Raw genomic sequence first — 25,465 nt, 5'->3', positions numbered from 1 at the left:
GATATGGCAACTGAACCAATTGATGCCGAACTGGCGGGCAGCTGCGTAGGCCCAGATGGCTCTGCCATCGGGATGCCTCAGCTCTGCTTTGACTGGTGGGGCAACCAGATCTTCTGGCTGGTCCTGGCGCTCATCGCGATCTACCTGATCCTGTCGCGCGTGGCTTTGCCACGTATCGGTGCGGTCCTGGCGGAACGTGCGGGCACGATCAGCAATGATCTTGCGGCTGCCGAAGACCTCAAAGCGAAAGCGATTGAGGCGGAAGAGGCTTATAACAAAGCGTTGGTGGATGCACGTGCAGAAGCTCAGCGGATTGTTGAAGAAGCCAAAGCCGAGATCAAAGGCGACCTGGATGTGGCGATTGCGAAAGCAGACGCTGAGATTGCCGCGAAATCAGCCGAGTCTGAAAAGGCAATAGCTGAGATCCGCGCCTCCGCTTTGGAGAACGTGAAAACGGTTGCGAAAGACACAGCCAAAGAGATTGTTTCGGCCATGGGCGGCAAAGCCGATGCCAAAACGATTACCGCTGCTGTCACATCTCGGATGAAAGGGTAAGTCGATGCGTAAAACACTTACTGCCCTTGCGCTGATCGCAACAGCAACGCCTGCGCTGGCCGCTGGTGACAAGCCGTTCTTTTCGCTGCTGAACACCGACTTCGTCGTGCTGTTGGGCCTGATCGTATTCTTGGCGATCCTGGCTTATTTCAAGGTACCAGGCCTGTTGGGCGGAATGCTCGACAAGCGTGCGGATGACATCAAGTCAGAGCTTGAAGAGGCACGCAAGCTGCGCGAAGAAGCACAGTCTTTGCTCGCGTCCTATGAGCGAAAGCAAAAAGACGTGCAGGAACAGGCCAGCCGGATTGTGGCTGCGGCCAAAGAAGATGCAAGCGCTGCGGCCGCTCAGGCCAAGGTTGATCTGGAAAACTCTGTTGCGCGCCGGATGGCCGCAGCCGAAGATCAGATCGCATCCGCGCAAGCCGCTGCTGTGAAAGAAGTGCGGGACCAGGCGGCGATGATCGCCATCGGTGCCGCGCGCGACGTGATCGCCAAACAGATGACAGCCGCCGACGGCAACAAGTTGATCGACGACGCCATCACCCAGGTGGATGCAAAACTGCACTAACCCGGCTGGCAAAAAAACCCATCAATGAGCCCCGGCAATCGCTGGGGCTTTTGCATTCTCCCTACCTGTGTTTCGCTTAGGGATTGCGGCCCGTCAGCGCCGTGCAGGTAGGACGCTTTGCCCCCATCCCTGTGCCGTGCTCAGCGCCCTGTCTCGTGTTGCAGCCGTTGCCGGGCCACGTCTTCGTGCCGTTCAGCTGTGCGGTGGTCTGTCAGGGCGGCTTTGACAAAATCCAGGTGCTGTTCCACCGCAAGCCGCGCCTGCGTGGCATCCCGGTTTTGCACGGCATCGTTTATCCCACGGTGTTGATCCAACAACAGAGCCCGGCTGGTGCGCTGTTTGAACATGATCTTTCGGTTATAGAACACGCCGCCGCGCAGCAGCTCATACATGGACCGCATCATATGCAGCATGATCACGTTATGGCTGGCCTCAATGATCGCCATATGAAACTGCACATCAATCTGCGCTTCACTCTCAGCGTTCCGCTTGCCGTGCTCTTGCTCCATCTTGTCAAAGATCGCTTGAATGACCGCCAGATCCGTATCCGTGGCATGTTTCGCGGTCCGCTCGGCTGCCAGCGCCTCCATGTCTTTGCGAAAAGACAAATAATCAAAAACCGCTTCGTCATGGCGCGAGAAGAGATCGACCAGAGCGGGTGAAAATGCGCCGCCCAGCACTTCGGCCACATAGATGCCCGCTCCGCGCTTGCTGGTCAAAAGCCCATCCTCTTGCAAGGCGGCAATCGCTTCCCTCAGTGAAGGGCGAGAGACTTGGAGCCGCTCAGCCAGGTCGCGTTCGGCAGGCAACCGCTCGCCCGGGCGTAGAATGCCCCGCAGGATCAGCTCCTCTATCTGCCGGATCACAGCGTTGGAGAGTTTTTCTTGGGCAACCGGACGGAAGGGCATAGAGGCTCCTGAAATTGGTTAGGTTGTATGACCAAATCTGGCATTGGGCAATCGAAGATGTGTCCGGGCGTGGCGCCAGCAGCGCTGGATCAACAGATTGCGGGCTTTGCGCGTCGGGCAGGGAGGCCCTCTCATGCATCAATATGTTGTGGATAAACTGGCCAATTCCCCAGCCTATAGTGGTCCTTCCTTGACAGAAGGGGGCAGCACCCCGCATTTTTGAAGACTAGGAATCACAGGAGCCTCAGGCCAAGTGCGCTTTTCCAAACTCAGATTGACGGGCTTTAAAAGCTTTGTGGATCCCACCGATCTGATCATCGCGGATGGTCTGACAGGCGTGGTGGGGCCCAATGGCTGTGGCAAGTCCAATCTGCTTGAGGCGCTGCGCTGGGTGATGGGTGAAAACCGTCCCAAAGCCATGCGCGGCGGCGGGATGGAGGATGTGATCTTTGCCGGGGCGGCCACCCGTCCTGCCCGCAACTTTGCCGAAGTCGCCCTGCATATCGACAATTCGGAACGTCTGGCCCCGGCGGGTTTTAACGACAATGACCAGCTCGACATCGTTCGGCGCATCACCCGCGATGTTGGCAGCGCCTATAAGGCGGCGGGTAAAGACGTGCGCGCGCGCGATGTGCAGATGCTGTTTGCCGATGCCTCAACCGGGGCGCATAGCCCTGCTTTGGTGCGTCAGGGTCAGATTGCAGAGCTGATCAACGCCAAGCCCAAGAACCGCCGCCGCATTCTGGAAGAAGCCGCTGGCATTTCCGGCCTCTATCAGCGTCGCCATGAGGCTGAGTTGAAGCTTAACGGGGCTGAGACCAATCTGGCGCGGGTCGATGATGTGATCGAACAGTTGGCCAACCAGTTGGCACAGCTGGCCCGCCAGGCCCGGCAGGCGGCACGCTACCGCGAAATTGGGGATGAGCTGCGCAAAGCAGAAGGCATGCTGCTCTATCGACGTTGGCGTGAAGCGGATGATGCGCGGGCAGCGGCAGAAGAGGTTTTGCGCGAAAGGGTGACGGCGACAGCACAGGCCGAAGCGCTGGTTCAAAAGGCGGCCAAGGTCCGGACGTCAGCAGAAGAGGCGTTGCCGCCCCTGCGCGAGGAAGAGGCCGTGGCCGCCGCGATCCTGCAACGCTTGATCGTGCAGCGCGACACACTCAGCGATCAGGAAACGCAGGCCAAGGAAAAGATTGAAACCCTGACGAACCGCATTTCTCAACTGGCCCGCGATATCGAACGCGAGGGTGGGTTGAACCGCGATGCCGGGGAAACCATCGCACGTCTGGAATGGGAAGCTGGCGAATTGTCCAAAGCCAGCGCCGGCCATGAAGATGCTTTGGCGGCGGCAGCGGCTGAGGCCAAGGACGCCGCTTCAATCTTGCAATCGCGTGAGGCGGATCTGTCCGAGAAGACAGAAGATGTCGCCCGTCTTGTTGCCCGGCACGGCTCTGCCGAACGTCTGTTGGCTGATAGCCGCAAAACGCAGTCAAAATCCGAGGCAGAGGCGCAGAAAGCGCAGGATGCCGTGGTGCAAAGCCAAGCCGCGCTTAAAAAGGCAGCGACCGAATTTGATGCAGCCACCCGCGCCGAAGCTGCCGCAGCGGTGGCGGCGGCAGAGGCCGATAAGGCCTTGCTTCAGGCCGAAGAGGCCCGCGCCGAGACCCAATCGCGCGAGGCGGATGCCCGTGCGGAACGTTCTGAAGCCGAAGGTGAGGTCAACGCATTGCGCGCCGAAGCGGCCGCTTTGGCCAAGCTTGTCGCCCGCGATACCGCTGAGGGCGGGCAAATCCTAGACCGGCTTCAGGTGCAGCACGGTTTTGAAAAAGCACTCGGTGCGGCCCTGGCCGATGATCTGCGCGCCCCTGAGGTGACCGCAGACGGTCCATCGGGTTGGGCGGTGTTGCCGGAATATACGCAAGAACAGGCGCTGCCCGATGGGGTCACGCCGCTCAGCGCTCATGTCTCTGTCCCGGATGTGTTGGTGCGCCGCATGGGGCAGATTGGCCTGGTTGATGTGGATGACGGGCCAGCGCTGCAATCCGCTTTGCGGCCCGGCCAGCGATTGGTGTCCTTGGAAGGGGATTTGTGGCGTTGGGACGGTTTCCGGGCCTGGGCCGAAGATGCGCCCTCGGCTGCGGCTTTGCGCCTGCAACAGCTCAACCGGCTTGAGACGCTGAAACAGGCGTTGGAGCAGGCAGAACAACGCGCAGCCGGTGCCCGGTCTGCCCATGAAAGTCTAACCCGTCAATTGGCCGCGCAAACGGAGGCAGACAAAGCCGCCCGCGAGGCGCGGCGCACCGCAGACCGCGCCGTGGCTGATGCGGGGCGTGCGCTGAGCCGGGTAGAGGCAGATCGCAACCTGGCTCAGGGCCGGTTGGAAAGCCTTGGCCTGGCCGTAAAGCGACACGAAGATGAAGCCATGGCCGCGCGCACACGGGTGTTGGAGGCAGAGCGTGCCCTGGCCGAGCTGGGCGATGTCGAAGATGCACGCGCTGGTGTCGAAGACCTGCGTATGACGGTGGAAGCGGCGCGGATCACGATGATGTCGCGTCGGTCCGCCCATGATGAGCTGCGCCGCGAAGGCGAAGCCAGGGTGAAACGCGCGCAGGAAGTCACCAAGGAAATCAGCGGCTGGCGTCACCGGTTGGAGACGGCAGAAAAGCGCAGCGCGGAATTGGTGGAGCGCAAAGAGACATCAGAGGCTGAGCTAAAAGCGGCCAGTGCCGCCCCCGAAGAGATTGCCGCACAACGCCAAGAGCTTGCCACCTCAATCGCGACAGCTGAGGCCCGCAAGGCGGAGGCATCAGATGCGCTATCCACGTCTGAGGGGCTGTTGCGCGAAGCGTCCATGGCTGAGCGCGAAGCCGAACGTGACGCATCTGATGCGCGCGAGGCACGCGCAGGTGCCGAGGCCCGCGCCGTCGCCGCAAGAGAGGTTGTGGCCGCCGCCGCAGAGCGGATTGCCGAAGACAGCCAGGTCACCCCCAATCAGTTGCTGGCAACGTTGGATGTGGCCCCCGACACGATGCCCCCTGCCACCACGCTTGAAGCGGATGTGAACCGCTACAAACGCCAACGCGATGCCCTTGGCGCGGTGAACCTGCGCGCTGAGGAAGACGCCAAGGAAGTGCAAGAAGAGCACGATGGCCTGACCCATGAAAAAGCCGATCTCGAAGAGGCGATCAAAACGCTGCGCTCTGGCATTGCCAGCTTGAACAAGGAGGGGCGAGAGCGTCTTTTGACGGCGTTTGAGCAGGTGAATTCCAATTTCTCCATGCTGTTCCGCCATCTCTTTGGAGGCGGGGAGGCGAACCTTGTGATGGTGGAATCCGATGATCCGCTGGAAGCAGGCCTTGAGATTATGTGCCAACCGCCGGGCAAGAAGCTGAGCACGCTGAGCCTGTTGTCGGGTGGTGAACAGACGCTTACCGCGATGGCGTTGATCTTTGCGGTGTTCCTGGCCAACCCCGCCCCGATCTGTGTTCTGGATGAGGTCGACGCGCCGCTCGATGACGCCAATGTCACGCGCTTTTGCGATCTGCTGGATGAGATGTGCCGCCAGACCGATACCCGGTTTTTGATCATCACACACCACGCGGTGACCATGGCGCGGATGGACAGGCTGTTTGGGGTGACGATGGCAGAGCAGGGTGTCAGCCAGTTGGTTTCGGTCGATCTGAAGAAAGCGGAAGCGATGGTCGCGTAAACGTTTGTGGCTCTGTGACGGGCCTTGCCCTATCTCTGACGCATGCGTTTTTTGCTGATCTTTCTAGTGTTGCCCGTGATGGCCCATGCCCAAGAGTTCCGGGTGTTGCCTCAGGATGAGCCGTTGACCCGCAACGATGTCATTGAGATGACAGGCCGCCACCTGATTGAATTCTATGAGGGTGGACAGGCACGGTATTCCGCAGGAGGCTCTTACAGCTACACCTACGCGGGCGGCGGTACGGCATATGGCCGGTTTGATGTCCGCGCGGATGGTGCCGTTTGCGTGCTGTTTCGCAACGGTAGAGACCGATGCGATTTTTTCGTGCGCAGCCATGGGCGATTGGTGATGATCACCCAATCAGGCGACCGTTTTCCGATCCGCCCTTAGGCGTTATAGCCGTGACAATAACTGGGGCGTCGGCCAGCCATCCACGGGCAGTCCCAACTCCGCCTGGACAGCGCGGACGGCAGCACGGGTGCCTGCGCCCAAGATGCCATCAATCCCGCCAACACTATGCCCACGCGCCTGTAATTTGGTTTGCAGAACTTTCATCTGATCGCCGTCCAATCCAGGGTCTGGATTGCCAGCGTCAAACACACCTGCCCCTTGCAATCGGGTCGCGAAATAGGCGGCAGTTAGCACGTAGGTAAAGCTTTGGTTCCATTCGAAATAGACGTTGAAGTTGGGATAGGCGAGAAACGCAGGCCCGTTCCGCCCTTGTGGCAGCAGGATGGAGGCGGTCAGGTCATTGGCCAGGGGGCATTGCGCGGGGCGACCCCCATCGCGGTCCACTCTGTCACTGGTTTGCGCACCTGCAAGCCGGTCTGGGACCAATCAAAATCCGCAGGCAGGGCAACCTCTGCAAGCCACGGCTCATTGGCGCGCCAGCCCAGGCTTTGCAGCATCTTTGCCCCTGACACCAGCGCATCCGGCGCAGAGGTTTTGAGTGAGACCTTGCCATCCCCATCTGCATCCACGCCGTTTTCCAAAATGTCGCGTGGCAGCATTTGCACCATGCCAATCTCACCCGCCCAGGCCCCGGTTGTTGTGCGAGGATCGAAACCGCCTTGGGCAAAAAGTGTCACGGCCGCCAGCGCTTGCGGGCGGAAAAGCTCAGGCCGGCGGCAATCATGTGCCAGCGTGACCAGCGCGTTTGCGGTGTTAAAATCCCCCTGAAAGGTGCCGTAGTCCGTTTCAAAAGCCCAAAAGGCCAGCAGCACGCCCCGGTCCACGCCGTAGGTCTGTTCAATCTGATCAAACACCGCGCCGTAGGATGCGCCATTGGCAAGCCCCCGGTTCAAACGGTCTGCGGAAATGAGGCGCCGCGCGAAATCGACAAAGGGCAGTTGGAACACGCCTTGGCGGCGGTCGGCTTTCAAAACGGCGGGATCTTGGCGCACGCTTGCAAAAAAAGCCGCCGCCGTTTCTGGCGCGATGCCTTCGCTGATCGCCTCAGCCTTCAGCCCATCAATAAAGGCGTCAAAGGGTCCGCCGCATTGGGCTGAGGCCTGTGTGGCCAGTGCACCAGAAAGCACCGCTGCCGTTATCCATCCACGTCGCATCACACTCTCCTACATCGTGGCCAAAGCGATCAGGGTCACACCGCCCAACATCGCGGCCCAGGTCCGCCACAGGACAGCTACCGCATCTTGAATGGCGCTGGGGCCGATTTGTTCCTGGCCTGTTTTGTTCACCCAGGCAAAATCCTGCATCACGCCATCATAGGCGCGCGGCCCCGACAGGGCCACCTGAATGGCGCGGGCCATCGCGGCCTCGGGCCAGCCCGCATTGGGCGACCGGTGCAGGCGCGCATCTTTGGTAATCTCGGGCCATGTCTGCAGCTGCCAGGACACGCCTGCGATCAACGCCGCCGTCAGGCGGGCGGGGATCCAGTTTAACACATCGTCAAGCCGTGCTGCCGCCCATCCGAAATCTGCATGCCGGGCCGTGCGGTAGCCGATCATGCTGTCGGCGGTGTTCACGATCTTGTAGATCAGGATGCCGGGCAGGCCAAAGACAAGCGCCCAAAACAGCGGCGCGATGACCCCATCGCTCAGGTTTTCAGCAGCGCTTTCGACGGCGGCGCGTGCAACTGCAGGGGCGTCCATATCTTTGGTGTCCCGGCCCACAATCATCGCCACGTCGCGTTTGCCTTGGCCAAGCGACAGGCGCAGCCCGTCAGCCACAGCGCTGACATGATCCACCAGGGAGCGTTGCGCGACCAGAATGGCGATCAGCAAGATTTCCACCACGGGGCCAAGCACGCCCGCCATAGTACCTATGGTCCATGCCACAACAACCAACCCGGCCACGACCGCCATGCCTTTGGCCTTACGTTGTGCGCCCTGATTAACCTTTGTATCAAGCCAGCCGATCAAACGGCCCATCAGCACAGCAGGATGCGGCACCCTGCGCCACAACCAGCCAGGCTCCCCCAATGCGGCGTCCACAATCATCGCCACCACGATCACCCATGCGCTGATCATATCAGCGGACTATGGGGCCGGGTTTGGTGTTTCCTTTTGGCACGGAACAAGGGCGGTTTTTCCTGTTGAATGGCGTTCAGGTTGAAAAACCTCAATCCGGTCCCTTTTACAAGGGCCGCCCTATGGTTAACCTTTAACGGGAGTCGTTAGTCAATTGTAAACGTACAGAGCCCACCCCTGCATGTCCGCCAATGGCCCTAAAATAACACCTGCGTCGCATCATCTGGCAGTCCTGATTGTGCAGAGCAACGCTGAGCTGGGCAAGATTTGGGCACAGCATCTTCACCGTCATCAGATGCAGGTCATCATCGTGGATGACCAAGACGCCGCGATTGCGCATCTTGAAGAGCATGCAGTGGATATTATCATTCTGGATCTGGTGCTGGATCAAGGTGCCGCATTCGCCGTGTCCGATTATGCTGAGTTTCGCCAGCCCGAGGCGCGGGTGATTTTCGTCACCAACACCAGCTTTTTCTCTGACGGGTCAGTCTTTGCCCACGCGGCCAACGCGCGGGCCTTCATGCCCTCCACCACCCCGCCAGAGGATCTGGCGGCGATGGTTGAGCACTACGCAACAGAGCATCGCGGGGGTTAGACCCACCTGCAACACTTCACAGCTGAGCCTGACACCGCCAGGTTTTCGCAGCCCAATGGGGCCCGTCTGAAGGGTCAGCGTATGACGCCCTAACCGCGTGAGTGCGGTGCGTGAAAGTCGATATCCGGGTTCACCGGGATAATCCGGTGCGGATTGATCGACGAGTGGCTGTAGTGATAGTGGCGCACGATGTGATCCATGTTCACGGTCTCTGCCACGCCGGGCCGTTGATAAAGCGCACGGGTGTAGTCCCATAGGTTGGGATAATCTATGATCCGCTTGCGGTTGCATTTGAAATGCAGGTTATAAACCTTGTCGAACCGCACCAGTGTGGGGAACAAACGCCAGTCGGCCTCTGTCAGGTCATCGCCCATCAAAAAACGGTTCTTGGACAGACGCTCCTCTAGCCAGTCCAGGGTGTCAAAAAGGGGTCCGACCGCTTCGTCATAGGCTGCCTGCGTCGTGGCAAACCCGCAGCGATAGACGCCGTTGTTAAAGGTGTCATAGATGCGTGCATTGACCTCTTCGATCGCGTCCCGCTGGGTGGCGGGCCAGTAATCGTCGGTGTTGCCTGTGATGCTGTCGAACGCGCTGTTGAACATCCGAATGATCTCAGAGCTTTCGTTTGAGACGATTGTGTTTTGTTCTTTGTCCCACAGGATGGGCACCGTCACGCGGCCAGAAAACACCGGATCGGCCTTGGTGTAGATGTCGCGCGCAAAGGGCTGGCCAAAGAGCGTGTCGCCCGTGGCACCCGGATAGCTGTCATCGAACGTCCACCCGTCTGACATCATGTCGGGGTGCACCACGGACACGCTGATATGAGGGGCCAGTCCTTTGATCTGGCGAAAGATCAGCGTGCGGTGCGCCCAAGGGCAGGCAAAACTGACGTATAGGTGGTAGCGCCCGCTTTGTGCTGCAAAGCCTCCGACACCAGACGGGCCTGCCTCACCGTCGGGTGTGATCCAGTTGCGAAACTTGGCGGCGGCACGTTCAAATTTCCCACCTGAGGATTTGGTATCATACCAAGTGTCATGCCATTCGCCGTCAACCAGCAGTCCCATCATGCGCTCCTTTGCGTTGTTAACTGCATATGTAGCGTTGCTGTCATAGTCTTCCTATATCCGCGCAGGCGCAGCGTCTCTGCGTGTATGCACATGAGATTTGTCTTGAAGTGGGCGCAGTTCGCGTCATCTGCCAGAAGCGGGGGGTAAGATCATGGACATTATGTTATCGAAAGAGGTGCAAGCCGGGCTTGATGCGGCGCGGCGCGCCGCGATGCGAAAAGCCAGCCGTTTGCGTGTGCAGTTGCCTGACCGCACGGTGCCGGTGCTGCGTCTTGAAAAATCGGGTTTTGTGGTGGCCTTGGAAGATGCGCCCAATCTGCGTGGGTTGGTCGATCTTTATGATGGGGCCAATCACCTTTTCCAATGTCTGATCGTCGCGGGTGAGCCGCAAGGCGATGAAATGCATTATGATTTCAAACGGGCCACGCCGGTGACGGACCGGGCCGCACTTGATTTTGTCCGCGCTCAGGACGCGCCCGCTGGTTTGTTGCCGGATCCAGGACGGATCTAGGTCGCGCCAAAACCGATCGCGCTGCCAATGGATGCGCCGGTGTTTACGGCCAAATACCGCGCGCGGGGCGGATGCACCGCCACGTCGATATCGCGTTGCAGCCAATTGTTCTGCTCCAAATCCTTCAGAGATTTTGACAGCGCGCGGTCGGTGATCGGGGGCAGGGCGTTTTTGATGTCGGTATAAAACCTGGGCTGTTTGCTGACCGCAAGAATAGGCACGGTCCAGACCCGCCGCAGGATCGGGGCTGCCCCTGCCAAAGGTGTTATGGTGTTGATCCGTTCTGCCAGCGCACCCGCAGCCGTGCCCGCATCGGTTAGCCGGTACTCAGGGCGCAGGGGGTGGCCGTGCCCAGGCGTGCGCTCAACCAATTTCAGATCCACCAGATGCGATAGGCTTTGCGTAAAGGCGGTGCGCCCTGCGCCGGTCTTGGCAAGCAAAACGGCCTGCCGCCCGGGCACACCCTGATGCATCAGCGCCAGAATAGGCAGCGCCCAAGCGCGGGAGGTAATCTTGACAAGAGCATTTATGTCCATAAAGTATAGTTTATATATTTTAAGAACCAAAGGAAAGTCCCATGCCCGTAGCCACCTTGGACGATCAGATTACCATCGCCATTTCTGTGAAAGATCGGCACGCCAGTGCCAAGTGGTACGAAGACATGCTTGGCTTTCCTTTGCGTTATCACATTGATGAGGCGGGCTGGAGCGAGGTGCAGACCAATACCTCAGGTGTTGTACTGGGCTTTGGCGAACAGGCCGAACCACAGCCCGGCAACGCCGTGCCCGTGTTTGGCACCCCCGACATCCAAGCCGCGCGCGCGGCACTTGAGGCGGCGGGCGTGAAATTCGATGGCGATACACAGACTATGGAAGGCATGGTCAGCCTTGCCACCTTCTATGATCCTGACGGCAACGCGCTGATGCTGGCGCAGGATCTGTCAGAGGGCGGCTGAGCCTACTGCAGATCGCCAAAGGCCTTGGCCAGCCGCGCGCAAGCCTCTTGCACCTGGGCGCGCGGCGTCGCGATGTTGAACCGCAGAAAGTTGTCCCCGCCCTTGCCAAAGGTGGGGCCATGGTTCACCGCGATTTTTGCGTCTTCCTGCACACGGCGCGTGAATTCATCGCGCGCCATGCCGGTGCCGTCAAAATCGACCCAAGCAAGATAGGTTGCTTCCAATGACATGGAGCGCAAACCGGGGATCGCATTGACGGCTGCATCAAAGAGCTGCCTGTTGCCGTCCAGATAGGCCACAAGATCATCCACCCATGCGGCCCCTGCAGGCGAATAGGCGGCCGTTGCCATGAACAACCCAAAGGAATTCGGGGACAGGCCAAGCGCCATCATGCGCGCGGCGAATTTTGCGCGCAAATCCGGGTCTTCGATGATCACATTGCCAGAATGGCTGCCCGCGATGTTGAAGGTCTTTGTGGTGGCCGTCATCATCACCAAACGGTCTGTCACTCCGTCGATCTTGGACATCGGAATGTGGGTGTTGCCGGGCATGACCAGATCATGATGGATTTCGTCTGACACCAATATCAAATCATGCCGCTTGGCGAAGGCGGCGATCCCCTGCAGCTCTGCCTCGCTCCAGACGCGGCCACCGGGATTGTGGGGCGAGCACAGGATCACCATCTTCTCTGCACCGGTCATCTGCGCATCCCAGGCGTCAAAATCCGTCTCATAACGGCCATCAACCAGGGGCATTTCGCATTCAACAACCTTGCGCCCTGCTGCGTTAATCACCTTTGCAAAGGCGTGATAAACAGGGGTGAAAAGCACAATGCCATCCCCGGCATCGGTAAAGGCATCGACGCACATCGCGGTGCCGTTTACCAAACCATGGGTCGTGAAAATCCACTCTGGTGCGACTTGCCAGCCGTGCCGTTCAGCCATCCACCACTGGATCGCGTCCAGGTATTTGCTGTCATCACCGAAATAGCCATAGACGCCATGGTCATGCATGTTCTGCACCGCATCCTGCACCACCTGGGGCGGGCGGAAATCCATGTCGGCCACCCACATGGCGATGCCTTCATCGCGGGGCACACCATAAAGCGCCTCCATCTTGTCCCACTTCGCACAATGGGTGCCGCGGCGGTCGATGATGTCGTCAAAACTCATGGGGTGCTCCTTGGCTGATCGCCGGGCAAGCTACCGACAAAGACAGGAGGCGCAACCCCTTGCTTGCAGTGATGCATGCCATCGCCTAAATCGCTTTACATGAAACGCAACATTCTCTTGCACCCCGACCCTCGGTTGAAAAAGACCGCCGCCTCAGTTCCTGACATAACGGATGAGTTGCGGGTTTTGGCCGACGATATGCTCAAAACCATGTATGAGGCCCCTGGCATCGGGCTTGCCGCCCCGCAGGTTGGTATCCTCAACCGGTTGATTGTCCTGGACTGCGTCAAAGAAGACGGCGAAGCGCCCCGGCCATTGGTGATGTTCAACCCGGTGATCACCGCCTCATCGGATGAGCAGAACACCTATGAAGAAGGCTGTCTGTCGCTGCCGGACCTTTATGCCGATGTCACCCGCCCCAAAATCGTGGAGGTCGAATGGATGGACCGGGACGGCAACCCGCAGTCTGAGACCTTCGATGACCTTTGGGCCACCTGCGTTCAGCACGAGATTGATCACTTGGACGGCAAGCTTTTTATCGACTACCTCAAGCCGTTGAAGCGCCAGATGATGACCCGCAAGATGGTCAAGCTAAAGCGTGAGCTGGCGCGGGGATGACGGTTCTGCCGATCCTGACCTGGCCGGACCCCACGTTGACCGAGGTGTGCGCCCCGGTCGAAGAAATCACGCCTGAGATTGAAACGCTTGCCCGCGATATGCTGGACACCATGTATCACGCCCAAGGCCGTGGACTCGCCGCGCCGCAGGTTGGTGTGACGGCGCGTGTCTTTGTCATGGACATTGGCTGGAAAGAGGGTGCATCCGATCCGTTGGTTTGCATCAATCCGGTTTTGCAAGAGGTTAGCGAAGACCGCGCCACCCAGACAGAAGCCTGCCTGAGCATCCCCGGCGTGGAGGCAGCAGTGACCCGTCCGGCCCAGGTTCAGATGGTTTGGATTGGCCTGAACGGCGCGCGCTATGTCCAGAGCTTTGGTGGGTTTGCTGCCGTTTGCGTGCAACACGAACTTGACCACCTGGATGGTGTTGTGACCTTTGACCACCTCACACCAGAAGCAAGGGAGGCGCTGGAAATGGCGTATCATGCCCCATGACCGTGCGGACGATTTTGCAATGGCCTGACAAGCGGCTGCGCACCCCTGCCGAAGACGTCACAGAGATTACGGATGAAATCCGCGCGATCTGGGACGATATGATCGACACAATGGATGCGATGCCTGGCGTCGGCCTGGCCGCGCCTCAGATCGGTGTGATGCTGCGGCTGGCTGTGGTGGATGCTTCATCAGATCGCACGCGGCGGTTGCGCCTGGCAAATCCGGTGATCCTGGAAAGCTCGGCGAAACCCAATGTACACGAAGAGGCCAGCCCCTGTTTGCCAGGCGTCTTTGCCAAAATCACCCGGCCCAGAGCCGTCTCCGTGCGCTATCTGAATGAACGCGGCACTGTCATGCGGCGGGAGTTTGTCGGGCTGGAAGCCACTAGCGTCCAGCACCAGATCGATCATCTGGCGGGACGGATGTATTTTGACAACCTCAGCAAGACCAAACGCGACATGCTCTTGCGCCGGGCCAAAAAGCAAAGCGGCTGACGGGCGGCAAAGGAGAACAGATGCGCGTTATTTTCATGGGCACGCCAGATTTTTCGGTTCCGGTGCTGGAGGCGCTGGTCGCCGATGGCCATGACATCGCGGCTGTCTATTGCCAGCCCCCGCCCTGCGGGACGGGGCAAAAAGGACAGGCCCACCCCGGTGCATCAAAAAGCCAGCGCCCTGGGGCTGGAGGTACGGCACCCTGAAAGCCTGCGGACCGCGGATGCCTTGGCGGTATTTGAGGCGCTTGATGCGGATGTTGCGGTGGTGGTGGCCTACGGCTTGATCCTGCCGCAAGCTATTTTGGATGCGCCGACACATGGCTGTTTGAACATTCACGCCAGCCTGCTGCCCCGCTGGCGGGGTGCCGCCCCCATCCACCGCGCAATCATGGCGGGCGATGCCAAAACCGGTGTCTGTATCATGCAGATGGAGGCGGGCCTGGATACCGGGCCGGTATTGCTGCGCCGGGACGTAGAGATTGGGGTTGAGGAGACCACAGCGCAGTTGCATGACCGGCTGAGCGCTTTGGGGGCGGAGGCGATTGTGACAGCCTTGGCGCAGCTGGACCAGCTGGTCGCGCAGCCGCAAAGCGATGCGGGTGTGACCTATGCCGCAAAGATCGACAAGGCCGAGGCGCGCATCGATTGGACACAGCCCGAGGTGACGGTGGACCGTCAAATCCGCGGCCTTTCACCCTTTCCGGGGGCCTGGTTTTCACTAGACGGCGTGCGGATCAAGGCGTTGGGGTCGCGACGGGCTGAGGGCAATGGTTCGCCGGGGCAGGTGTTGGACCGCGATCTGCGTGTGGCCTGCGGCACGGGTGCTGTGGCCCTCACCCGGTTGCAGAAAGCGGGCAAAGCGGCGCAGGATGTGGATGTGTTCCAAAGCGGTGCGCAAATCGCGCCGGGCACGGATTTGAGCGGAGAGTGATGCGATGTTTCTGACCCTGTTCGGCACTGTCGTGATCGCGGGCATCATTGGCTATGCCTCTGAGAAAACCGGCTGGACCCACAATGGGTATATTCAATCCATCATCATCTGTGTGGGTGGGGCGTTCTTGTTCTATTTCGTGCGCATCATGTTTGGTTTTGGTTTTGCCTCACCGGGAGTGAACGCGATTGTGTCTTCCATCGGAGCGCTCATCATCGTGCCGTTTCATTGGCGGAGATGACGCAAGTGAGTTGTATTGGAAAGATGAAGCCCCGGGGTGCGCCAGGTCATCGACGTGGGCTGCGCTGGGGCGGACGAGTTGGTCCGTGCTAGGATTTAGGGGGCGCACTTTTGTAGACCGGCAGGTGCCAGCCGAAATACAAAGAACCTGCGCGCAAGATCCAAGTGACAAGCGCGCCCGCGAGCAGGGCGATGGATTGGTCTATTTCCAGATGTTTTAAGATCACAGCGGTGGCAGCACCCGCAAAGGCGGCGGTGACATAAAGCTCACCCTGTTTGAGCACCAAAGGCACCTCTCCAACCACGACGTCCCGCATCAGTCCGCCCATGCATCCAGTGATCATGCCCATCAGGATGACGATCACGCCGGTTTGATCCAGCCCAAGCGCCACCCCGGCCCCTGCTGCCACGGCAACCGCCAGGGCAAGGCTGTCGCACCAGATGACAGCGCGCAGGCGGCTTTCCAGCAGGTGCGCGGTGAAAAAGATGACCAGAGCCGCGCCTGCGGCGACGGCCAGATATGTTGGGTTGGCAATCCAGAAGATCGGGTTACGGTCCAGAAGCAGATCGCGAATGGTGCCGCCGCCCAAGGCGGTTAGAGCAGCGATAAAGGCAAAGCCCACCAGATCAAGCTGGGCGCGGCTGGCCACCAGCGCGCCTGTGATCGCGAAGATCAGCACAGAGCCGTAGTCAAGTAGGGTGACCAGGCTCACAAGGTGGTCCTGATCCACGCCAGGGCGTTTTGAAAGGTGGTGTGGCAGGGGGCAGGGACATCGGTTGAGACCTCATGCCAGTGAAATTCAAACCGCTGCCCGCCGTCATCGGCGCACAGATGCGCCCATTGGCTGCGTACCGGTGGCACCACACGGCAGAGGCTGAAATGCCAAACGGCGGCGTCTTCGATGGTGTCTGATTGGCCAAGGTAGAGGGCGTTTTTCGTCTCTAACCCGCTTTCTTCAAAGAGTTCGCGGGCTGCGGCGGCCTGAGGGGTTTCGCCGGGTCGGATGCCGCCTTTGACCAGTTGATAGCCTGCTTGGGGATGGCGGAAGACCGGCAGGCGCAGCGGCGCGCCATCGGGGTGCAGGGCGATGGGGCAGGCCACTTGGCGGGTCATGATTTGAACGGTTTCATCCCGTCGCGGGCCAATTGATCCGCGCGTTCGTTTTCAGGATGACCGGCATGGCCTTTGACCCATTCCCAAGTCACCTGGTGGCGTTGGTTGGCCGTATCCAGCCGTTGCCACAACTCGGCGTTTTTCACGGGCTTTTTCGCGGCGTTCTTCCAGCCGTTTTTCTTCCACCCGAAAATCCAGCCGGTGATGCCATTTTTGACATAGTTGCTGTCGGTCACGATGGTGATTTCCGTCGGACGCTCCAACGCTTCTAAGGCGTGGATGGCGGCCAAAAGCTCCATGCGGTTGTTTGTGGTCTGCGGCTCGCCGCCTTTCAGCTCGCGTTCTTTGACAACGGTCTCACCGTCTTTGGCCTGCATGAGAGCCCCCCAGCCGCCGGGGCCGGGATTGCCTGAACACGCACCATCGGTATAGGCAAAAAGCTTAGGCATGGGCACGCAGCGCGATCCAGGGGGCCAGCGCACCGTCCAGTCCCTTATCGGCCCCATCTGCCCTGTCGGTCACGGTAAAGCCCGCCTGCACCAGCAGCCCCGACAGTTCATCTTCTGTGTAATAGGTATAGAGCCGGCCGAGGCTGTCGCGTTTACTGTCTGTCCCGGACTTCAGCGCGATGTGAAAGATCCCGCCGAGCTTGAGCGCGGTGTGAAGGGCTGTGAGATGCCGGGGCATGTCAGATCTGTCGGCATGGAGCAGGCTAAAGTTTGCCCAGATGCCATCGTAAATCTTGTCGCCCGCGATGTCGGCAAAACTGGCAACAAGGGCGCTGACACCCGGGTGCGCTTTTGCCTTTGCAACCATTTCAGGCACCGCATCCGTTGCCGTCACTGCGTGGCCTTGACGCGCAATAGCAGCCGCGAAATGGCCGGGGCCACAGCCCAGGTCCAACACGCTGGCTTGGGCGGGCAGGGCGGCCAAAAACGCGCGCAGCAGTGGGTCGTCGTCAGGCGCATCGTTGGTCAGCTTTTGGTATTCATCGGCTTTCTGGCTATAAACCCGCAGCGTTTCGTCATCCATCACGCAACCACTCCGACACAAAGGCAGATCATCACGACAATCGTCAGCTGGATCCGCAGGGCCATCCACCAGCGCGGGGTCAGCCCCCAGCGATAGAATGCATAGTCCAGCAGCAAGACGCCAATAAAGCCGGTGGCCAGGTTTGTCAGGGCGCTGACCGGTCCGACCCCAGGCATAAAGAACCACCAAAGGGCGGGGATCACCGACAGCGCAAAACCGGATGCGGCCCGCATGCCCGATGTCTGCGCGGCAAAGCCCCACAGCACGCCGCCCATGAAGGGCAGGATAATGCCGCCATAGCGGATCATTAAAATGCGCCCATCGCCACGCAAAACCTCAGGCATTTGGCTGCTGATGCCATTGGATATGCCCAACACCAGCATGGCACCCCAGATAAAGGGAATGAGGCCAGCAAAACCAAGGACAAGGGCCGCGGGGGGGATACGGGACATCAAAGGGCTCCGGTTGGGTCGCAATGGCTTGTCTGGCGGCAAGGGGCATCCATGAGGAGTGTTTGTTTTTCCATGAATTTGTCCCGCGCACCAATTTGCGCCCAAACTATGCCGCTGCAACCGGCAGGTAAACCCGGCGTCTGTGCGTTGCGGGTCAGAGATTGCGGCGCGGGCGCGGTGCCACTGTGGATCGGGAGTTGCCCGAAAACACCCTGCCGTTTCAGTCTTGCAGTCTAGGCAGGCTCTCGCAGAACGCGGGGAACTTTGAATTCCACGTTCTCCTTGGCGGTTTCCACCAGTTCCTGGCGCATGTCGAACCGGTCCGCGAAGGCCTGAATGACCTCGTTGATCAAAACCTCAGGGGCTGAGGCACCTGCGGTGATCCCAACGGTTGAGATGCCTTCCAATGCGCGCCAGTCAATGTCACCGGCCCGCTGAACCAGTTGCGCGTATGAACATCCGGCTTTTGAGCCGACTTCCACCAGCCGTTTTGAATTGGACGAATTGGGCGCACCCACCACCAGCATCGCGTCGCACTTGGGGGCCATCTCTTTGACGGCCTCCTGGCGGTTGGTGGTGGCATAGCAGATGTCCTCTTTGTGCGGACCGACTATTGCGGGAAAGCGGGCTTGAAGGGCGGCGACGATGTCTTTTGTGTCGTCCACGCTCAACGTGGTCTGCGTGACATAGGCCAGGTGGCCGGGGTCTCTGACCGCGACCTCAGCCACGTCTTCAACCGTTTCAACCAGCAGAACCTCGCCCTCGGGCAGTTGCCCCATGGTGCCCACCGTTTCTGGATGGCCCGCGTGACCGATCATGATCATCTGAAGCCCTGCGTCCGCATGGCGCTGGGCCTCGATGTGCACTTTGCTAACCAGGGGGCAGGTCGCGTCCACGTATATCATGTTGCGCGCCTCTGCGGCGGAGGGCACCGATTTCGGCACGCCATGCGCTGAAAAGATCACCGGACGGTCATCGGGGCATTTATCAAGCTCTGAGACAAAAACCGCCCCTTTGTCACGCAACCCGTCGACGACAAACTTATTGTGCACAATCTCATGCCGAACGTAGACGGGCGCGCCCCATTTCTCCAACGCCATTTCGACGATCTTGATGGCGCGGTCAACGCCCGCGCAGAAACCGCGCGGCGCGGCAAGGTAGAGGGTAAGAGGGGCTTGGTCATGGCGCACTCCTTGGCATGCACCAGACCTAATGGCTTGTGAACTTGGGATCAATCACTGCGATTGCCATCGCCTTCACGGGGAGGGCGGCCAATCACGTCACGCAGGTCTTCTAGCTCGATGAAGTTATCGACCTGCCTGCGCAGCTCATCTGAAATCATCGGAGGCTGGCTGCAGATCGTGGAAACGCAAGAAACCCGGACGCCTTGACGCTGAAGGCTTTCGACAAGCGGGCGAAAATCGCCATCGCCTGAAAAGATCACGATGTGATCGACATGAGGGGCCAGTTCCATTGCATCGACGGCCAGCTCAATGTCCATGTTCCCCTTCACCTTCCGGCGACCCATGCTGTCGGTGTATTCCTTGGCCGGCTTCGTCACCATGGTGAAGCCGTTATAGTTCAACCAGTCGACTAGGGGGCGGATTGGCGAATATTCGTCATTCTCCAAAAGCGCGGTGTAGTAAAACGCCCGCAGAAGTTTGCCGCGCCGCATGAATTCATGCCGCAGCAATTTGTAGTCGATATCAAAACCTAAGGTCTTGGCAGCCGCATACAAATTGGAGCCGTCAATAAAGAGCGCAAGGCGCTCGTCCTTATAAAACATTCACTGTCCTTCCGGCGATGCCGCCGATACTCTTCCTGTGTCGCCACGCTCGGCCAGCACTTAAAAATACTTGTGCTAAAATTTGGTCGTGTTGTAGGCGTCGCGCCTACCTAAGGATTTTTTACAATGCTGCAAGCCCAAGATCACGGGGAAAAAACTAGCACAGGTTGCATTGCGCAGCATAATGTTTTGTTGGCCCTGGGATCCAACCTTGCGTCAACTTACGGGGAACCTGCCGATAACGTATTGTTGGCAATGGAGAAAATTGAGGCGCTGGGCGGAAAAATCATTGCGGCAAGCCAGCTTTATGCCACGCCAAGTTTCCCTCCCGGCAATGGTGCAGATTTCGTCAACGCCGCTTTACACGTTTCCGCGACGTGGACGGTGGAGGAAGCGTTAACAAACTGTCATCAAATTGAGGCGGCGTTGGAGCGCAAGCGCGCGCAGCGGTGGGGCGCGCGCACCTTGGATGTCGATCTGATCGGCTATGATGACGTGATCTGTCCGGATGCCCAAACCCACCAGCATTGGCGCGCGCTCTCTCTGGAAGCGCAGCAGCGCGAAACGCCGGATCAATTGGTCGTCCCGCATCCACGGGTGCAAGAGCGCGCCTTTGTTTTGGTGCCCCTCGCCGATGTGGCGCCAGACTGGGTGCACCCGATTTTGGGCAAAACGGTCAAACAGATGTTGGCAGCGCTTGATCCGGCGGATGTCGCTGCGGTCAAACCCTTGCAATAACCGCTTGTAAATCTGACCAATCGGGCCTAGATACCCGGCTTCTGATACCTTTTTGGATACTGGAGTCCGATATGGCCCGCGTTACCGTAGAAGATTGCGTCGATAAAGTTCCCAACCGGTTTGAGTTGGTCATGCTGGCCGCCCATCGTGCGCGTGAAATTTCTGCGGGTTCGGCTGTCACGGTAGACCGCGACAACGACAAGAACCCCGTTGTATCTTTGCGTGAAATCGCGGACGAAACGCAGGCTGCGGATGATCTGCGCGAGCGTCTGATCGAAAGCAATCAAAGCCAGATCGAAGTCGACGAGCCAGAAGAAGACGCAATGGCGCTTTTGATGGGTGCTGAGCAGGACAAGCCAGAAGAAGACAGCATGTCCGAAGAGATGCTGCTGCGGCAGTTGATGGCTGCGCAAGGCCAAGGCTAACGCCGCACCCCGGTGCGGGACAAGAGGCAGACGATGGACGGCACTGATTTCACTGCTGACGATCTCGTCTCTTTGGTTCACGCCTATAACCCAAAAACCAATGAGCCGCTCATCCGGGCGGCTTTTGATTTTGGTCAGGAAATGCATGAGGGGCAGTTTCGCCACTCAGGTGAGCCCTATTTCATGCACCCCGTCGCGGTGGCGGCCATCCTGACTGAACAACAACTGGATGATGCCACCATCATCACAGCGCTGCTGCACGACACCGTTGAAGACACGCGCGCCTCCTATTCCGATATTGAAACGCATTTCAGCACCGAAGTTGCGGATCTGGTGGATGGGGTGACAAAGCTGACAAACCTGCAGCTGAACTCAACCGAGACCAAACAGGCTGAGAACTTTCGCAAGCTCTTTATGGCGATGTCCAAGGATCTTCGGGTGATCCTGGTCAAACTGGCCGACCGTTTGCACAACATGCGCACGATCCGTGCGATGCGCCCCGAAAAACAGGCGCAGAAGGCCCGCGAAACGATGGACATCTATGCGCCGCTTGCCGGGCGCATGGGGATGCAGTGGATGCGCGAAGAGCTGGAGGACATGGCCTTTAAGGTGCTCAACCCCGAAGGCCGGGCCAGCATCATCCGCCGGTTCATCACGCTGCAACGCGAAACCGGCGACGTGATCCAGCGCATTACCGGCGACATGCGCGCAGAGCTGGAAAAGGCAGGGATTGAGGCTGAGGTTTTTGGCCGGGCCAAAAAGCCCTATTCGATTTGGCGCAAGATGCAGGAAAAAGAGCTGAGTTTCTCGCGCCTGTCTGACATCTATGGCTTTCGCATCATCACCACATCAGATGAAGATTGTTACCGCGCGCTGGGGGCCATCCACAAACGGTGGCGGGCGGTGCCGGGGCGCTTTAAGGATTATATCAGCCAGCCCAAATCAAACGGCTATCGCTCCATCCACACCACCGTGTCGGGCCGTGATGGCAAGATCGTTGAGGTGCAGATGCGCACCCGCCAGATGCATGATGTGGCGGAAACTGGTGTCGCGGCCCATTGGTCTTACCGCGACGGTGTGCGTTCAAAAAACCCGTTTGCGGTTGATCCGGCCAAGTGGATTTCGCAACTCAGCGAACAGTTCGATGCCGAAGATGATCACGAAGATTTTCTCGAGGCGGTCAAGCTTGAGATGTACGCCGACCAGGTATTTTGCTTCACCCCCAAAGGCGATGTGGTCAAACTGCCACGCGGGGCGACGCCGATTGATTTTGCCTATGCCATCCACACCCGCATCGGAAACTCTTGCGTGGGGGCCAAAATCGACGGGATGCGCGTGCCGCTTTGGACACGTGTGAAGAACGGCCAGTCGATTGATATCATCCGCGCACAGGGCCAGACACCCCAGGCCACATGGCTTGATATTGCCACCACGGGCAAAGCCAAATCAGCCATCCGCCGGTCCCTGCGCGAAGAGGATCGTGCGCGGTTCGTCAAACTCGGCCGGGAGCTGGCGCGCTCAGCCTTCGCCCAAGTGGGCAAACGGGCCACCGACAAGGCGCTGCGTACAGCGTCCAAAAACATGCGGTTCAAAAACAGCGAAGACCTGTTGGCCCGCCTGGGCAGCTCTGAGATCACGGGCCGCGAGGTGGTGCAATCGGTCTATGCGGATCTGGCCCCGGCCAAGGGCGACGCGATTGATGCCAAGCGGGCAGTTGTGGGCCTGGAGCCGGGGCAATCCTTTAAACGCTCCCCCTGCTGTCAGCCCCTGCCGGGCGAGCGCATTGTCGGCATCACTTACAAAGGCGAAGGTGTGATCGTACACACCATTGATTGCGACCGGCTGACCAGCTTTGAAGAGCAGCCTGAACGCTGGATTGACCTGCGCTGGCATGAAGGCAATCACCCTGCGGTCTATGACGCGGCAATTGACCTCACCATAGGCAATGGTGCCGGCGTTTTAGGGCGGATATGCACCTTGATCGGTGAGGCCTCTGCCAATATTTCCGATCTGCAATTTATCGAAAGAAAACCTGACTTTTTTAGATTGCTGATCTATGTCGACCTAAGAGACGTTGCGCATCTTCACTCACTCATGCTGACACTTGAGGCTGAAAGTGATGTGGCTGAGATTTCAAGATACCGCAATGTTGATGCATGAAGGTCTATCCGTTGCCGTCAAGGCGGGGTATGTCCTTAGGTGTAAACAAAAATGGACACTGGGCACGTAAGTGATCTTTAAACGCCGAGATCCCAAACCGACACTGCGCGCGGTGGCTGATTTCCTTTGGCCCCGCGGCGGTTGGAATCGTGCGTTTCACTACATCAAACACCGGATGCGCCGCTTGCCTGACAGCCCTGAGCGGATCGCGCGGGGCATCTGGGCGGGCGTCTTTGTCACCTTCTCACCGCTTTTCGGTCTGCATTTTCTGGGGGCTGTCCTGTTGGCCCGCTTGATGAAGGGCAACATCGTTGCGTCCTTGATGGCCACCTTTGTGGGCAATCCCTTTACTTTCGTATTCATCGCGCTGGCATCGCTGCAAACCGGGCACTGGCTGCTGGGCACCGAACTGAAAGAAGGTGAGCTGCGCGCGCTGAGCCGCAAGTTTGGCGATGCAGGCAGCGATCTTTGGCACAACTTCATGGCGATCTTTACGCATGCGAAGATGGATTGGTCCGGCCTCGCAATTTTCTCACGTGATGTCTTTTATCCCTATCTGGTGGGTGGCATCATCCCAGGTATCTTCTTTGCCACATTGGCCTATGTCGCATCTGTACCGCTGCTGCGGGCTTATCAGAAACGGCGCAAAGGGTTGATCAAAGCAAAGTTTGAAGCGCTTAAGCAAAAAACGGCCGCCAAGGCCGATGCCAAGCGCAAAATGGACGAAGCCAAGTAAACGGGGTCTTGGCCGCATCTGACACGGTAATGGAAGGATTTCAGATGACTGGAACGGAGAAGCTGCGCCTTGGCGTCAATATTGACCATGTCGCAACTGTCAGAAACGCCCGTGGTGGGGCCTACCCCGACCCCCTGCGCGCAGCCAAAGTGGCCGAAGCCGCTGGCGCAGACGGGATCACAGCGCATCTGCGCGAAGATCGCCGCCATATCTCTGACGCGGATATTGAGGGGCTGATGGATATGCTGTCTGTGCCGCTCAACTTTGAGATGGCCGCGACTGAGGAAATGCAACAGATCGCCCTGCGGCATAAGCCACACGCGGTTTGCATCGTGCCCGAAAAGCGCGAAGAGCGGACGACAGAGGGCGGTCTGGAAGTCGCGCGCGAGGAAAACCGCCTGGCCCACTTTATCGCCCCCCTCAGAGAGGCGGGCAGCCGCGTGTCGATCTTTATTGCCGCGGACCAGCGTCAGATTGATGCGGCACACCGCATTGGTGCGCAGGTGATTGAGCTGCACAGCGGGGCCTATTGCGATTTCTACAGCGACGGCCATTTCGATGAGGCCAAGGTTGAGCTGGAAAAGATGCGCGAGATGTCCGCCTATGCCCACAGCCTAGGGCTGGAGGTGCATGTCGGGCATGGCCTGACCTATGACACGGTCACCCCCGTCGCCGCCTTTCCTGAGGTGCGCGAATTGAACATCGGGCATTTCCTTATTGGAGAGGCGATCTTTCTGGGGCTAGGCCCCGCAATCGAAGAAATGCGCCGTCTGATGGATCAAGCCCGGGCTGAGGACACTGCATGAGGCGATATGCCTTGGCGTTTGCGATGTGCCTTGCCGCGCCAGTGGCAAGCGCACAGGCCGCTTGGGGGAACCTTGATGCGTTGATGTTCCCCTATCTGACCCAATCAGGCGCGGCTGAGGCGTCTTTCTGGTTGCCGGATGCTGCCGATGCAGCGGCGGCTACCCGCGCTTTGGGGATTGTCTATGAATACATCCCCGGCTCAGCGGGCAATACCTCCATCGCGACGGGCCTTTTTGTGAAACAGCCCGCGGGCTGGGTATTTGCCGGCCCGGTGGAAGGTGTCTTTGGCCACGCGCCGCAAAACGCGCGGTTCACCGCCAGCTTTGTCGATGTCACCACATTGACCCTGGGCCCAAACGATGCCCGATGCTGCCCCACACAGCTGACACGCTGGCGCATAGACTTTGCCAGCCTGCAAGCGGTAGCGTTTGAGTAGCGATATGTTCCTCGTTTGGCTCTGCAACGACACAAGGCAGCACAGATGATCCTCGGCATCGGCACCGACCTGGCCAACATCGACCGCATCCAAGGCACGCTTGACCGCTTTGGTGATCGGTTCCGCAACCGTGTTTTCACCCCGGTGGAGCAGCGCAAGGCGGAACGCCGCAAGGATGTTGCGGGCACCTACGCCAAACGCTGGGCCGCGAAAGAGGCGTGCTCCAAGGCGTTGGGAACGGGCCTGCGCATGGGCATCAGCTGGAAAGACATGGCCGTCAGCAATTTGCGCACCGGGCAACCGGTGATGGAGGTCACAGGCTGGGCGAAAGAACGTCTGGATACCATGACCCCGCCAGGTCATGAGGCGATCATTCATGTCACCCTCACAGATGATCACCCTTGGGCGCAGGCCTTTGTGCTGATTGAGGCCCGTCCGATCGCCAAAAGCTGAGCTTGCACGCTTAAATCG

General features: G+C 59.1%; 31 protein-coding genes and 2 pseudogenes. 19 read left to right on the top strand and 14 right to left on the bottom strand.

What is annotated here, in order from left to right; all coding sequences use genetic code 11:
- The first annotated feature begins 3 nt into the window (after window positions 1-3).
- On the top strand, window positions 4-555 hold the full coding sequence (locus ACZ1HM_RS19135; protein ID WP_472744197.1) for a F0F1 ATP synthase subunit B': 552 nt from the start codon (window positions 4-6) through the stop codon (window positions 553-555).
- A gap of 4 nt (window positions 556-559) precedes the next feature.
- Window positions 560-1,123: a F0F1 ATP synthase subunit B gene (locus ACZ1HM_RS19130; RefSeq protein ID WP_472744196.1), complete on the top strand. Its 564-nt coding sequence runs from the start codon at window positions 560-562 to the stop codon at window positions 1,121-1,123.
- A gap of 140 nt (window positions 1,124-1,263) precedes the next feature.
- Here the strand turns inward: ACZ1HM_RS19130 and ACZ1HM_RS19125 are convergent, their stop codons facing one another.
- Entirely contained in the window at window positions 1,264-2,031 is a 768-nt protein-coding gene (locus ACZ1HM_RS19125) for a FadR/GntR family transcriptional regulator (protein WP_472744195.1), read from the bottom strand.
- A 253-nt stretch (window positions 2,032-2,284) separates the two neighbouring features.
- On the opposite strand from ACZ1HM_RS19125, the gene smc reads away from it, so the two are divergent.
- A complete protein-coding gene (smc, locus tag ACZ1HM_RS19120) occupies window positions 2,285-5,740 on the top strand; it encodes a chromosome segregation protein SMC (protein WP_472744194.1) in 3,456 nt (1,151 codons plus the stop codon).
- Between the two features lie 51 nt (window positions 5,741-5,791).
- Window positions 5,792-6,130, top strand: a complete 339-nt coding sequence (locus ACZ1HM_RS19115; protein ID WP_472744193.1) for a hypothetical protein — start codon at window positions 5,792-5,794, stop codon at window positions 6,128-6,130.
- Window positions 6,131-6,133: 3 nt separating this feature from the next.
- Here ACZ1HM_RS19115 and ACZ1HM_RS19110 read toward each other — a convergent pair whose 3' ends face one another.
- From ACZ1HM_RS19110 to cbiB, 3 genes and pseudogenes are all read right to left on the bottom strand, one after another.
- Window positions 6,134-6,295: a peptidoglycan-binding domain-containing protein gene (locus ACZ1HM_RS19110; protein WP_472744668.1), complete on the bottom strand. Its 162-nt coding sequence runs from the start codon at window positions 6,293-6,295 to the stop codon at window positions 6,134-6,136.
- A gap of 126 nt (window positions 6,296-6,421) precedes the next feature.
- Window positions 6,422-7,305, bottom strand: a pseudogene (locus ACZ1HM_RS19105) (lytic murein transglycosylase); the annotation flags it as partial.
- Between the two features lie 9 nt (window positions 7,306-7,314).
- Window positions 7,315-8,229 carry an adenosylcobinamide-phosphate synthase CbiB gene (gene cbiB, locus ACZ1HM_RS19100; RefSeq protein WP_472744192.1) on the bottom strand — a complete coding sequence of 305 codons (915 nt, stop codon included), beginning with the start codon at window positions 8,227-8,229 and terminating at the stop codon, window positions 7,315-7,317.
- Window positions 8,230-8,452: 223 nt separating this feature from the next.
- On the opposite strand from cbiB, the gene ACZ1HM_RS19095 reads away from it, so the two are divergent.
- The gene (locus ACZ1HM_RS19095) at window positions 8,453-8,824 is read left to right on the top strand and encodes a response regulator (RefSeq protein ID WP_472744667.1); all 372 of its coding nucleotides are present in this window, start codon (window positions 8,453-8,455) and stop codon (window positions 8,822-8,824) included.
- 89 nt (window positions 8,825-8,913) lie between these two features.
- On the opposite strand, the gene ACZ1HM_RS19090 is transcribed toward ACZ1HM_RS19095, so the two are convergent.
- A complete protein-coding gene (locus ACZ1HM_RS19090; RefSeq protein WP_472744191.1) occupies window positions 8,914-9,888 on the bottom strand; it encodes a glutathione S-transferase family protein in 975 nt (324 codons plus the stop codon).
- Window positions 9,889-10,042: 154 nt separating this feature from the next.
- Between ACZ1HM_RS19090 and ACZ1HM_RS19085 the strand changes: the two genes are divergently transcribed.
- Entirely contained in the window at window positions 10,043-10,402 is a 360-nt protein-coding gene (locus ACZ1HM_RS19085; protein ID WP_472744190.1) for a hypothetical protein, read from the top strand.
- Here the strand turns inward: ACZ1HM_RS19085 and ACZ1HM_RS19080 are convergent.
- The gene (locus ACZ1HM_RS19080) at window positions 10,399-10,938 is read right to left on the bottom strand and encodes a winged helix-turn-helix transcriptional regulator (protein WP_472744189.1); all 540 of its coding nucleotides are present in this window, start codon (window positions 10,936-10,938) and stop codon (window positions 10,399-10,401) included. The two genes, ACZ1HM_RS19085 and ACZ1HM_RS19080, sit on opposite strands and share 4 nt — an antisense overlap.
- Window positions 10,939-10,979: 41 nt before the next feature.
- On the opposite strand from ACZ1HM_RS19080, the gene ACZ1HM_RS19075 reads away from it, so the two are divergent.
- Window positions 10,980-11,357 (top strand): VOC family protein, encoded by a 378-nt coding sequence (locus ACZ1HM_RS19075; RefSeq protein ID WP_472744188.1) that lies wholly within the window; start codon window positions 10,980-10,982, stop codon window positions 11,355-11,357.
- 2 nt (window positions 11,358-11,359) lie between these two features.
- Here the strand turns inward: ACZ1HM_RS19075 and ACZ1HM_RS19070 are convergent, their stop codons facing one another.
- Window positions 11,360-12,529, bottom strand: coding sequence for a MalY/PatB family protein (locus ACZ1HM_RS19070; protein WP_472744187.1), 1,170 nt, complete (start codon window positions 12,527-12,529; stop codon window positions 11,360-11,362).
- 99 nt (window positions 12,530-12,628) lie between these two features.
- On the opposite strand from ACZ1HM_RS19070, the gene def (ACZ1HM_RS19065) reads away from it, so the two are divergent.
- The 5 genes and pseudogenes from def (ACZ1HM_RS19065) to ACZ1HM_RS19045 all read left to right on the top strand — a co-directional run bounded on the left by def (ACZ1HM_RS19065) (window position 12,629) and on the right by ACZ1HM_RS19045 (window position 15,309).
- A complete protein-coding gene (gene def / locus ACZ1HM_RS19065; RefSeq protein WP_472744666.1) occupies window positions 12,629-13,147 on the top strand; it encodes a peptide deformylase in 519 nt (172 codons plus the stop codon).
- Window positions 13,144-13,641 (top strand): peptide deformylase, encoded by a 498-nt coding sequence (gene def / locus ACZ1HM_RS19060; RefSeq protein WP_472744186.1) that lies wholly within the window; start codon window positions 13,144-13,146, stop codon window positions 13,639-13,641. Before def (ACZ1HM_RS19065) ends, def (ACZ1HM_RS19060) begins: the two co-directional genes overlap by 4 nt.
- Window positions 13,638-14,135: a peptide deformylase gene (def, locus tag ACZ1HM_RS19055; protein WP_472744185.1), complete on the top strand. Its 498-nt coding sequence runs from the start codon at window positions 13,638-13,640 to the stop codon at window positions 14,133-14,135. The genes def (ACZ1HM_RS19060) and def (ACZ1HM_RS19055) overlap by 4 nt, the downstream gene beginning before the upstream one ends.
- A 20-nt stretch (window positions 14,136-14,155) precedes the next feature.
- Window positions 14,156-15,068, top strand: a pseudogene (fmt, locus tag ACZ1HM_RS19050) (methionyl-tRNA formyltransferase).
- A gap of 4 nt (window positions 15,069-15,072) precedes the next feature.
- Window positions 15,073-15,309: a hypothetical protein gene (locus tag ACZ1HM_RS19045; RefSeq protein WP_472744184.1), complete on the top strand. Its 237-nt coding sequence runs from the start codon at window positions 15,073-15,075 to the stop codon at window positions 15,307-15,309.
- Window positions 15,310-15,397: 88 nt separating this feature from the next.
- Here the strand turns inward: ACZ1HM_RS19045 and ACZ1HM_RS19040 are convergent, their stop codons facing one another.
- From ACZ1HM_RS19040 to ACZ1HM_RS19010, 7 genes are all read right to left on the bottom strand, one after another.
- Complete coding sequence (locus ACZ1HM_RS19040) at window positions 15,398-16,021, bottom strand: trimeric intracellular cation channel family protein (protein ID WP_472744183.1); 624 nt, start codon at window positions 16,019-16,021, stop codon at window positions 15,398-15,400.
- On the bottom strand, window positions 16,018-16,422 hold the full coding sequence (locus tag ACZ1HM_RS19035) for an NUDIX domain-containing protein (RefSeq protein ID WP_472744182.1): 405 nt from the start codon (window positions 16,420-16,422) through the stop codon (window positions 16,018-16,020). Before ACZ1HM_RS19035 ends, ACZ1HM_RS19040 begins: the two co-directional genes overlap by 4 nt.
- Window positions 16,419-16,871, bottom strand: a complete 453-nt coding sequence (gene rnhA, locus ACZ1HM_RS19030; protein WP_472744181.1) for a ribonuclease HI — start codon at window positions 16,869-16,871, stop codon at window positions 16,419-16,421. Before rnhA ends, ACZ1HM_RS19035 begins: the two co-directional genes overlap by 4 nt.
- Window positions 16,864-17,454, bottom strand: a complete 591-nt coding sequence (locus ACZ1HM_RS19025) for a class I SAM-dependent DNA methyltransferase (protein ID WP_472744665.1) — start codon at window positions 17,452-17,454, stop codon at window positions 16,864-16,866. The genes rnhA and ACZ1HM_RS19025 overlap by 8 nt, the downstream gene beginning before the upstream one ends.
- The gene (locus ACZ1HM_RS19020) at window positions 17,454-17,906 is read right to left on the bottom strand and encodes a DUF3429 domain-containing protein (RefSeq protein ID WP_472744180.1); all 453 of its coding nucleotides are present in this window, start codon (window positions 17,904-17,906) and stop codon (window positions 17,454-17,456) included. Before ACZ1HM_RS19020 ends, ACZ1HM_RS19025 begins: the two co-directional genes overlap by 1 nt.
- 233 nt (window positions 17,907-18,139) lie before the next feature.
- Window positions 18,140-19,096, bottom strand: coding sequence for a 4-hydroxy-3-methylbut-2-enyl diphosphate reductase (gene ispH / locus ACZ1HM_RS19015; RefSeq protein WP_472744179.1), 957 nt, complete (start codon window positions 19,094-19,096; stop codon window positions 18,140-18,142).
- A gap of 41 nt (window positions 19,097-19,137) precedes the next feature.
- A complete protein-coding gene (locus ACZ1HM_RS19010) occupies window positions 19,138-19,692 on the bottom strand; it encodes a LabA-like NYN domain-containing protein (RefSeq protein ID WP_472744178.1) in 555 nt (184 codons plus the stop codon).
- 126 nt (window positions 19,693-19,818) lie between these two features.
- Between ACZ1HM_RS19010 and folK the strand changes: the two genes are divergently transcribed.
- The 7 genes from folK to acpS all read left to right on the top strand — a co-directional run bounded on the left by folK (window position 19,819) and on the right by acpS (window position 25,447).
- On the top strand, window positions 19,819-20,430 hold the full coding sequence (gene folK / locus ACZ1HM_RS19005; protein ID WP_472744177.1) for a 2-amino-4-hydroxy-6-hydroxymethyldihydropteridine diphosphokinase: 612 nt from the start codon (window positions 19,819-19,821) through the stop codon (window positions 20,428-20,430).
- Window positions 20,431-20,501: 71 nt separating this feature from the next.
- Entirely contained in the window at window positions 20,502-20,855 is a 354-nt protein-coding gene (gene rpoZ / locus ACZ1HM_RS19000; RefSeq protein WP_472744176.1) for a DNA-directed RNA polymerase subunit omega, read from the top strand.
- A gap of 33 nt (window positions 20,856-20,888) precedes the next feature.
- Complete coding sequence (locus ACZ1HM_RS18995) at window positions 20,889-23,015, top strand: RelA/SpoT family protein (RefSeq protein ID WP_472744175.1); 2,127 nt, start codon at window positions 20,889-20,891, stop codon at window positions 23,013-23,015.
- Window positions 23,016-23,085: 70 nt separating this feature from the next.
- A complete protein-coding gene (locus ACZ1HM_RS18990) occupies window positions 23,086-23,751 on the top strand; it encodes a DUF2062 domain-containing protein (RefSeq protein ID WP_472744174.1) in 666 nt (221 codons plus the stop codon).
- A 44-nt stretch (window positions 23,752-23,795) separates the two neighbouring features.
- Entirely contained in the window at window positions 23,796-24,557 is a 762-nt protein-coding gene (locus ACZ1HM_RS18985) for a pyridoxine 5'-phosphate synthase (RefSeq protein ID WP_472744173.1), read from the top strand.
- Window positions 24,554-24,994 (top strand): hypothetical protein, encoded by a 441-nt coding sequence (locus tag ACZ1HM_RS18980; protein WP_472744172.1) that lies wholly within the window; start codon window positions 24,554-24,556, stop codon window positions 24,992-24,994. Before ACZ1HM_RS18985 ends, ACZ1HM_RS18980 begins: the two co-directional genes overlap by 4 nt.
- 45 nt (window positions 24,995-25,039) lie before the next feature.
- On the top strand, window positions 25,040-25,447 hold the full coding sequence (gene acpS, locus ACZ1HM_RS18975) for a holo-ACP synthase (RefSeq protein ID WP_472744171.1): 408 nt from the start codon (window positions 25,040-25,042) through the stop codon (window positions 25,445-25,447).
- Window positions 25,448-25,465: the final 18 nt, after the last annotated feature.

The sequence above is a fragment of the Sulfitobacter sp. GN1-4 genome (genome assembly GCF_055693825.1).
This window is presented reverse-complemented; position numbering and strand designations above follow the sequence as displayed.

Coding starts and splice junctions, on each gene's coding strand:
- ACZ1HM_RS19135 (WP_472744197.1), top strand. CDS start 4: ATGGCAACTGAACCAATTGATGCCGAACTGGCGGGCAGCTGCGTAGGC.
- ACZ1HM_RS19130 (WP_472744196.1), top strand. CDS start 560: ATGCGTAAAACACTTACTGCCCTTGCGCTGATCGCAACAGCAACGCCT.
- ACZ1HM_RS19125 (WP_472744195.1), bottom strand. CDS start 2,031: ATGCCCTTCCGTCCGGTTGCCCAAGAAAAACTCTCCAACGCTGTGATC.
- ACZ1HM_RS19110 (WP_472744668.1), bottom strand. CDS start 6,295: ATGAAAGTTCTGCAAACCAAATTACAGGCGCGTGGGCATAGTGTTGGC.
- cbiB (WP_472744192.1), bottom strand. CDS start 8,229: ATGATCAGCGCATGGGTGATCGTGGTGGCGATGATTGTGGACGCCGCA.
- ACZ1HM_RS19090 (WP_472744191.1), bottom strand. CDS start 9,888: ATGGGACTGCTGGTTGACGGCGAATGGCATGACACTTGGTATGATACC.
- ACZ1HM_RS19085 (WP_472744190.1), top strand. CDS start 10,043: ATGGACATTATGTTATCGAAAGAGGTGCAAGCCGGGCTTGATGCGGCG.
- ACZ1HM_RS19080 (WP_472744189.1), bottom strand. CDS start 10,938: ATGGACATAAATGCTCTTGTCAAGATTACCTCCCGCGCTTGGGCGCTG.
- ACZ1HM_RS19075 (WP_472744188.1), top strand. CDS start 10,980: ATGCCCGTAGCCACCTTGGACGATCAGATTACCATCGCCATTTCTGTG.
- ACZ1HM_RS19070 (WP_472744187.1), bottom strand. CDS start 12,529: ATGAGTTTTGACGACATCATCGACCGCCGCGGCACCCATTGTGCGAAG.
- def (WP_472744666.1), top strand. CDS start 12,629: ATGAAACGCAACATTCTCTTGCACCCCGACCCTCGGTTGAAAAAGACC.
- def (WP_472744186.1), top strand. CDS start 13,144: ATGACGGTTCTGCCGATCCTGACCTGGCCGGACCCCACGTTGACCGAG.
- def (WP_472744185.1), top strand. CDS start 13,638: ATGACCGTGCGGACGATTTTGCAATGGCCTGACAAGCGGCTGCGCACC.
- ACZ1HM_RS19045 (WP_472744184.1), top strand. CDS start 15,073: ATGTTTCTGACCCTGTTCGGCACTGTCGTGATCGCGGGCATCATTGGC.
- ACZ1HM_RS19035 (WP_472744182.1), bottom strand. CDS start 16,422: ATGACCCGCCAAGTGGCCTGCCCCATCGCCCTGCACCCCGATGGCGCG.
- rnhA (WP_472744181.1), bottom strand. CDS start 16,871: ATGCCTAAGCTTTTTGCCTATACCGATGGTGCGTGTTCAGGCAATCCC.
- ACZ1HM_RS19025 (WP_472744665.1), bottom strand. CDS start 17,454: ATGGATGACGAAACGCTGCGGGTTTATAGCCAGAAAGCCGATGAATAC.
- ACZ1HM_RS19020 (WP_472744180.1), bottom strand. CDS start 17,906: ATGTCCCGTATCCCCCCCGCGGCCCTTGTCCTTGGTTTTGCTGGCCTC.
- ACZ1HM_RS19010 (WP_472744178.1), bottom strand. CDS start 19,692: ATGTTTTATAAGGACGAGCGCCTTGCGCTCTTTATTGACGGCTCCAAT.
- folK (WP_472744177.1), top strand. CDS start 19,819: ATGCTGCAAGCCCAAGATCACGGGGAAAAAACTAGCACAGGTTGCATT.
- rpoZ (WP_472744176.1), top strand. CDS start 20,502: ATGGCCCGCGTTACCGTAGAAGATTGCGTCGATAAAGTTCCCAACCGG.
- ACZ1HM_RS18995 (WP_472744175.1), top strand. CDS start 20,889: ATGGACGGCACTGATTTCACTGCTGACGATCTCGTCTCTTTGGTTCAC.
- ACZ1HM_RS18985 (WP_472744173.1), top strand. CDS start 23,796: ATGACTGGAACGGAGAAGCTGCGCCTTGGCGTCAATATTGACCATGTC.
- ACZ1HM_RS18980 (WP_472744172.1), top strand. CDS start 24,554: ATGAGGCGATATGCCTTGGCGTTTGCGATGTGCCTTGCCGCGCCAGTG.
- acpS (WP_472744171.1), top strand. CDS start 25,040: ATGATCCTCGGCATCGGCACCGACCTGGCCAACATCGACCGCATCCAA.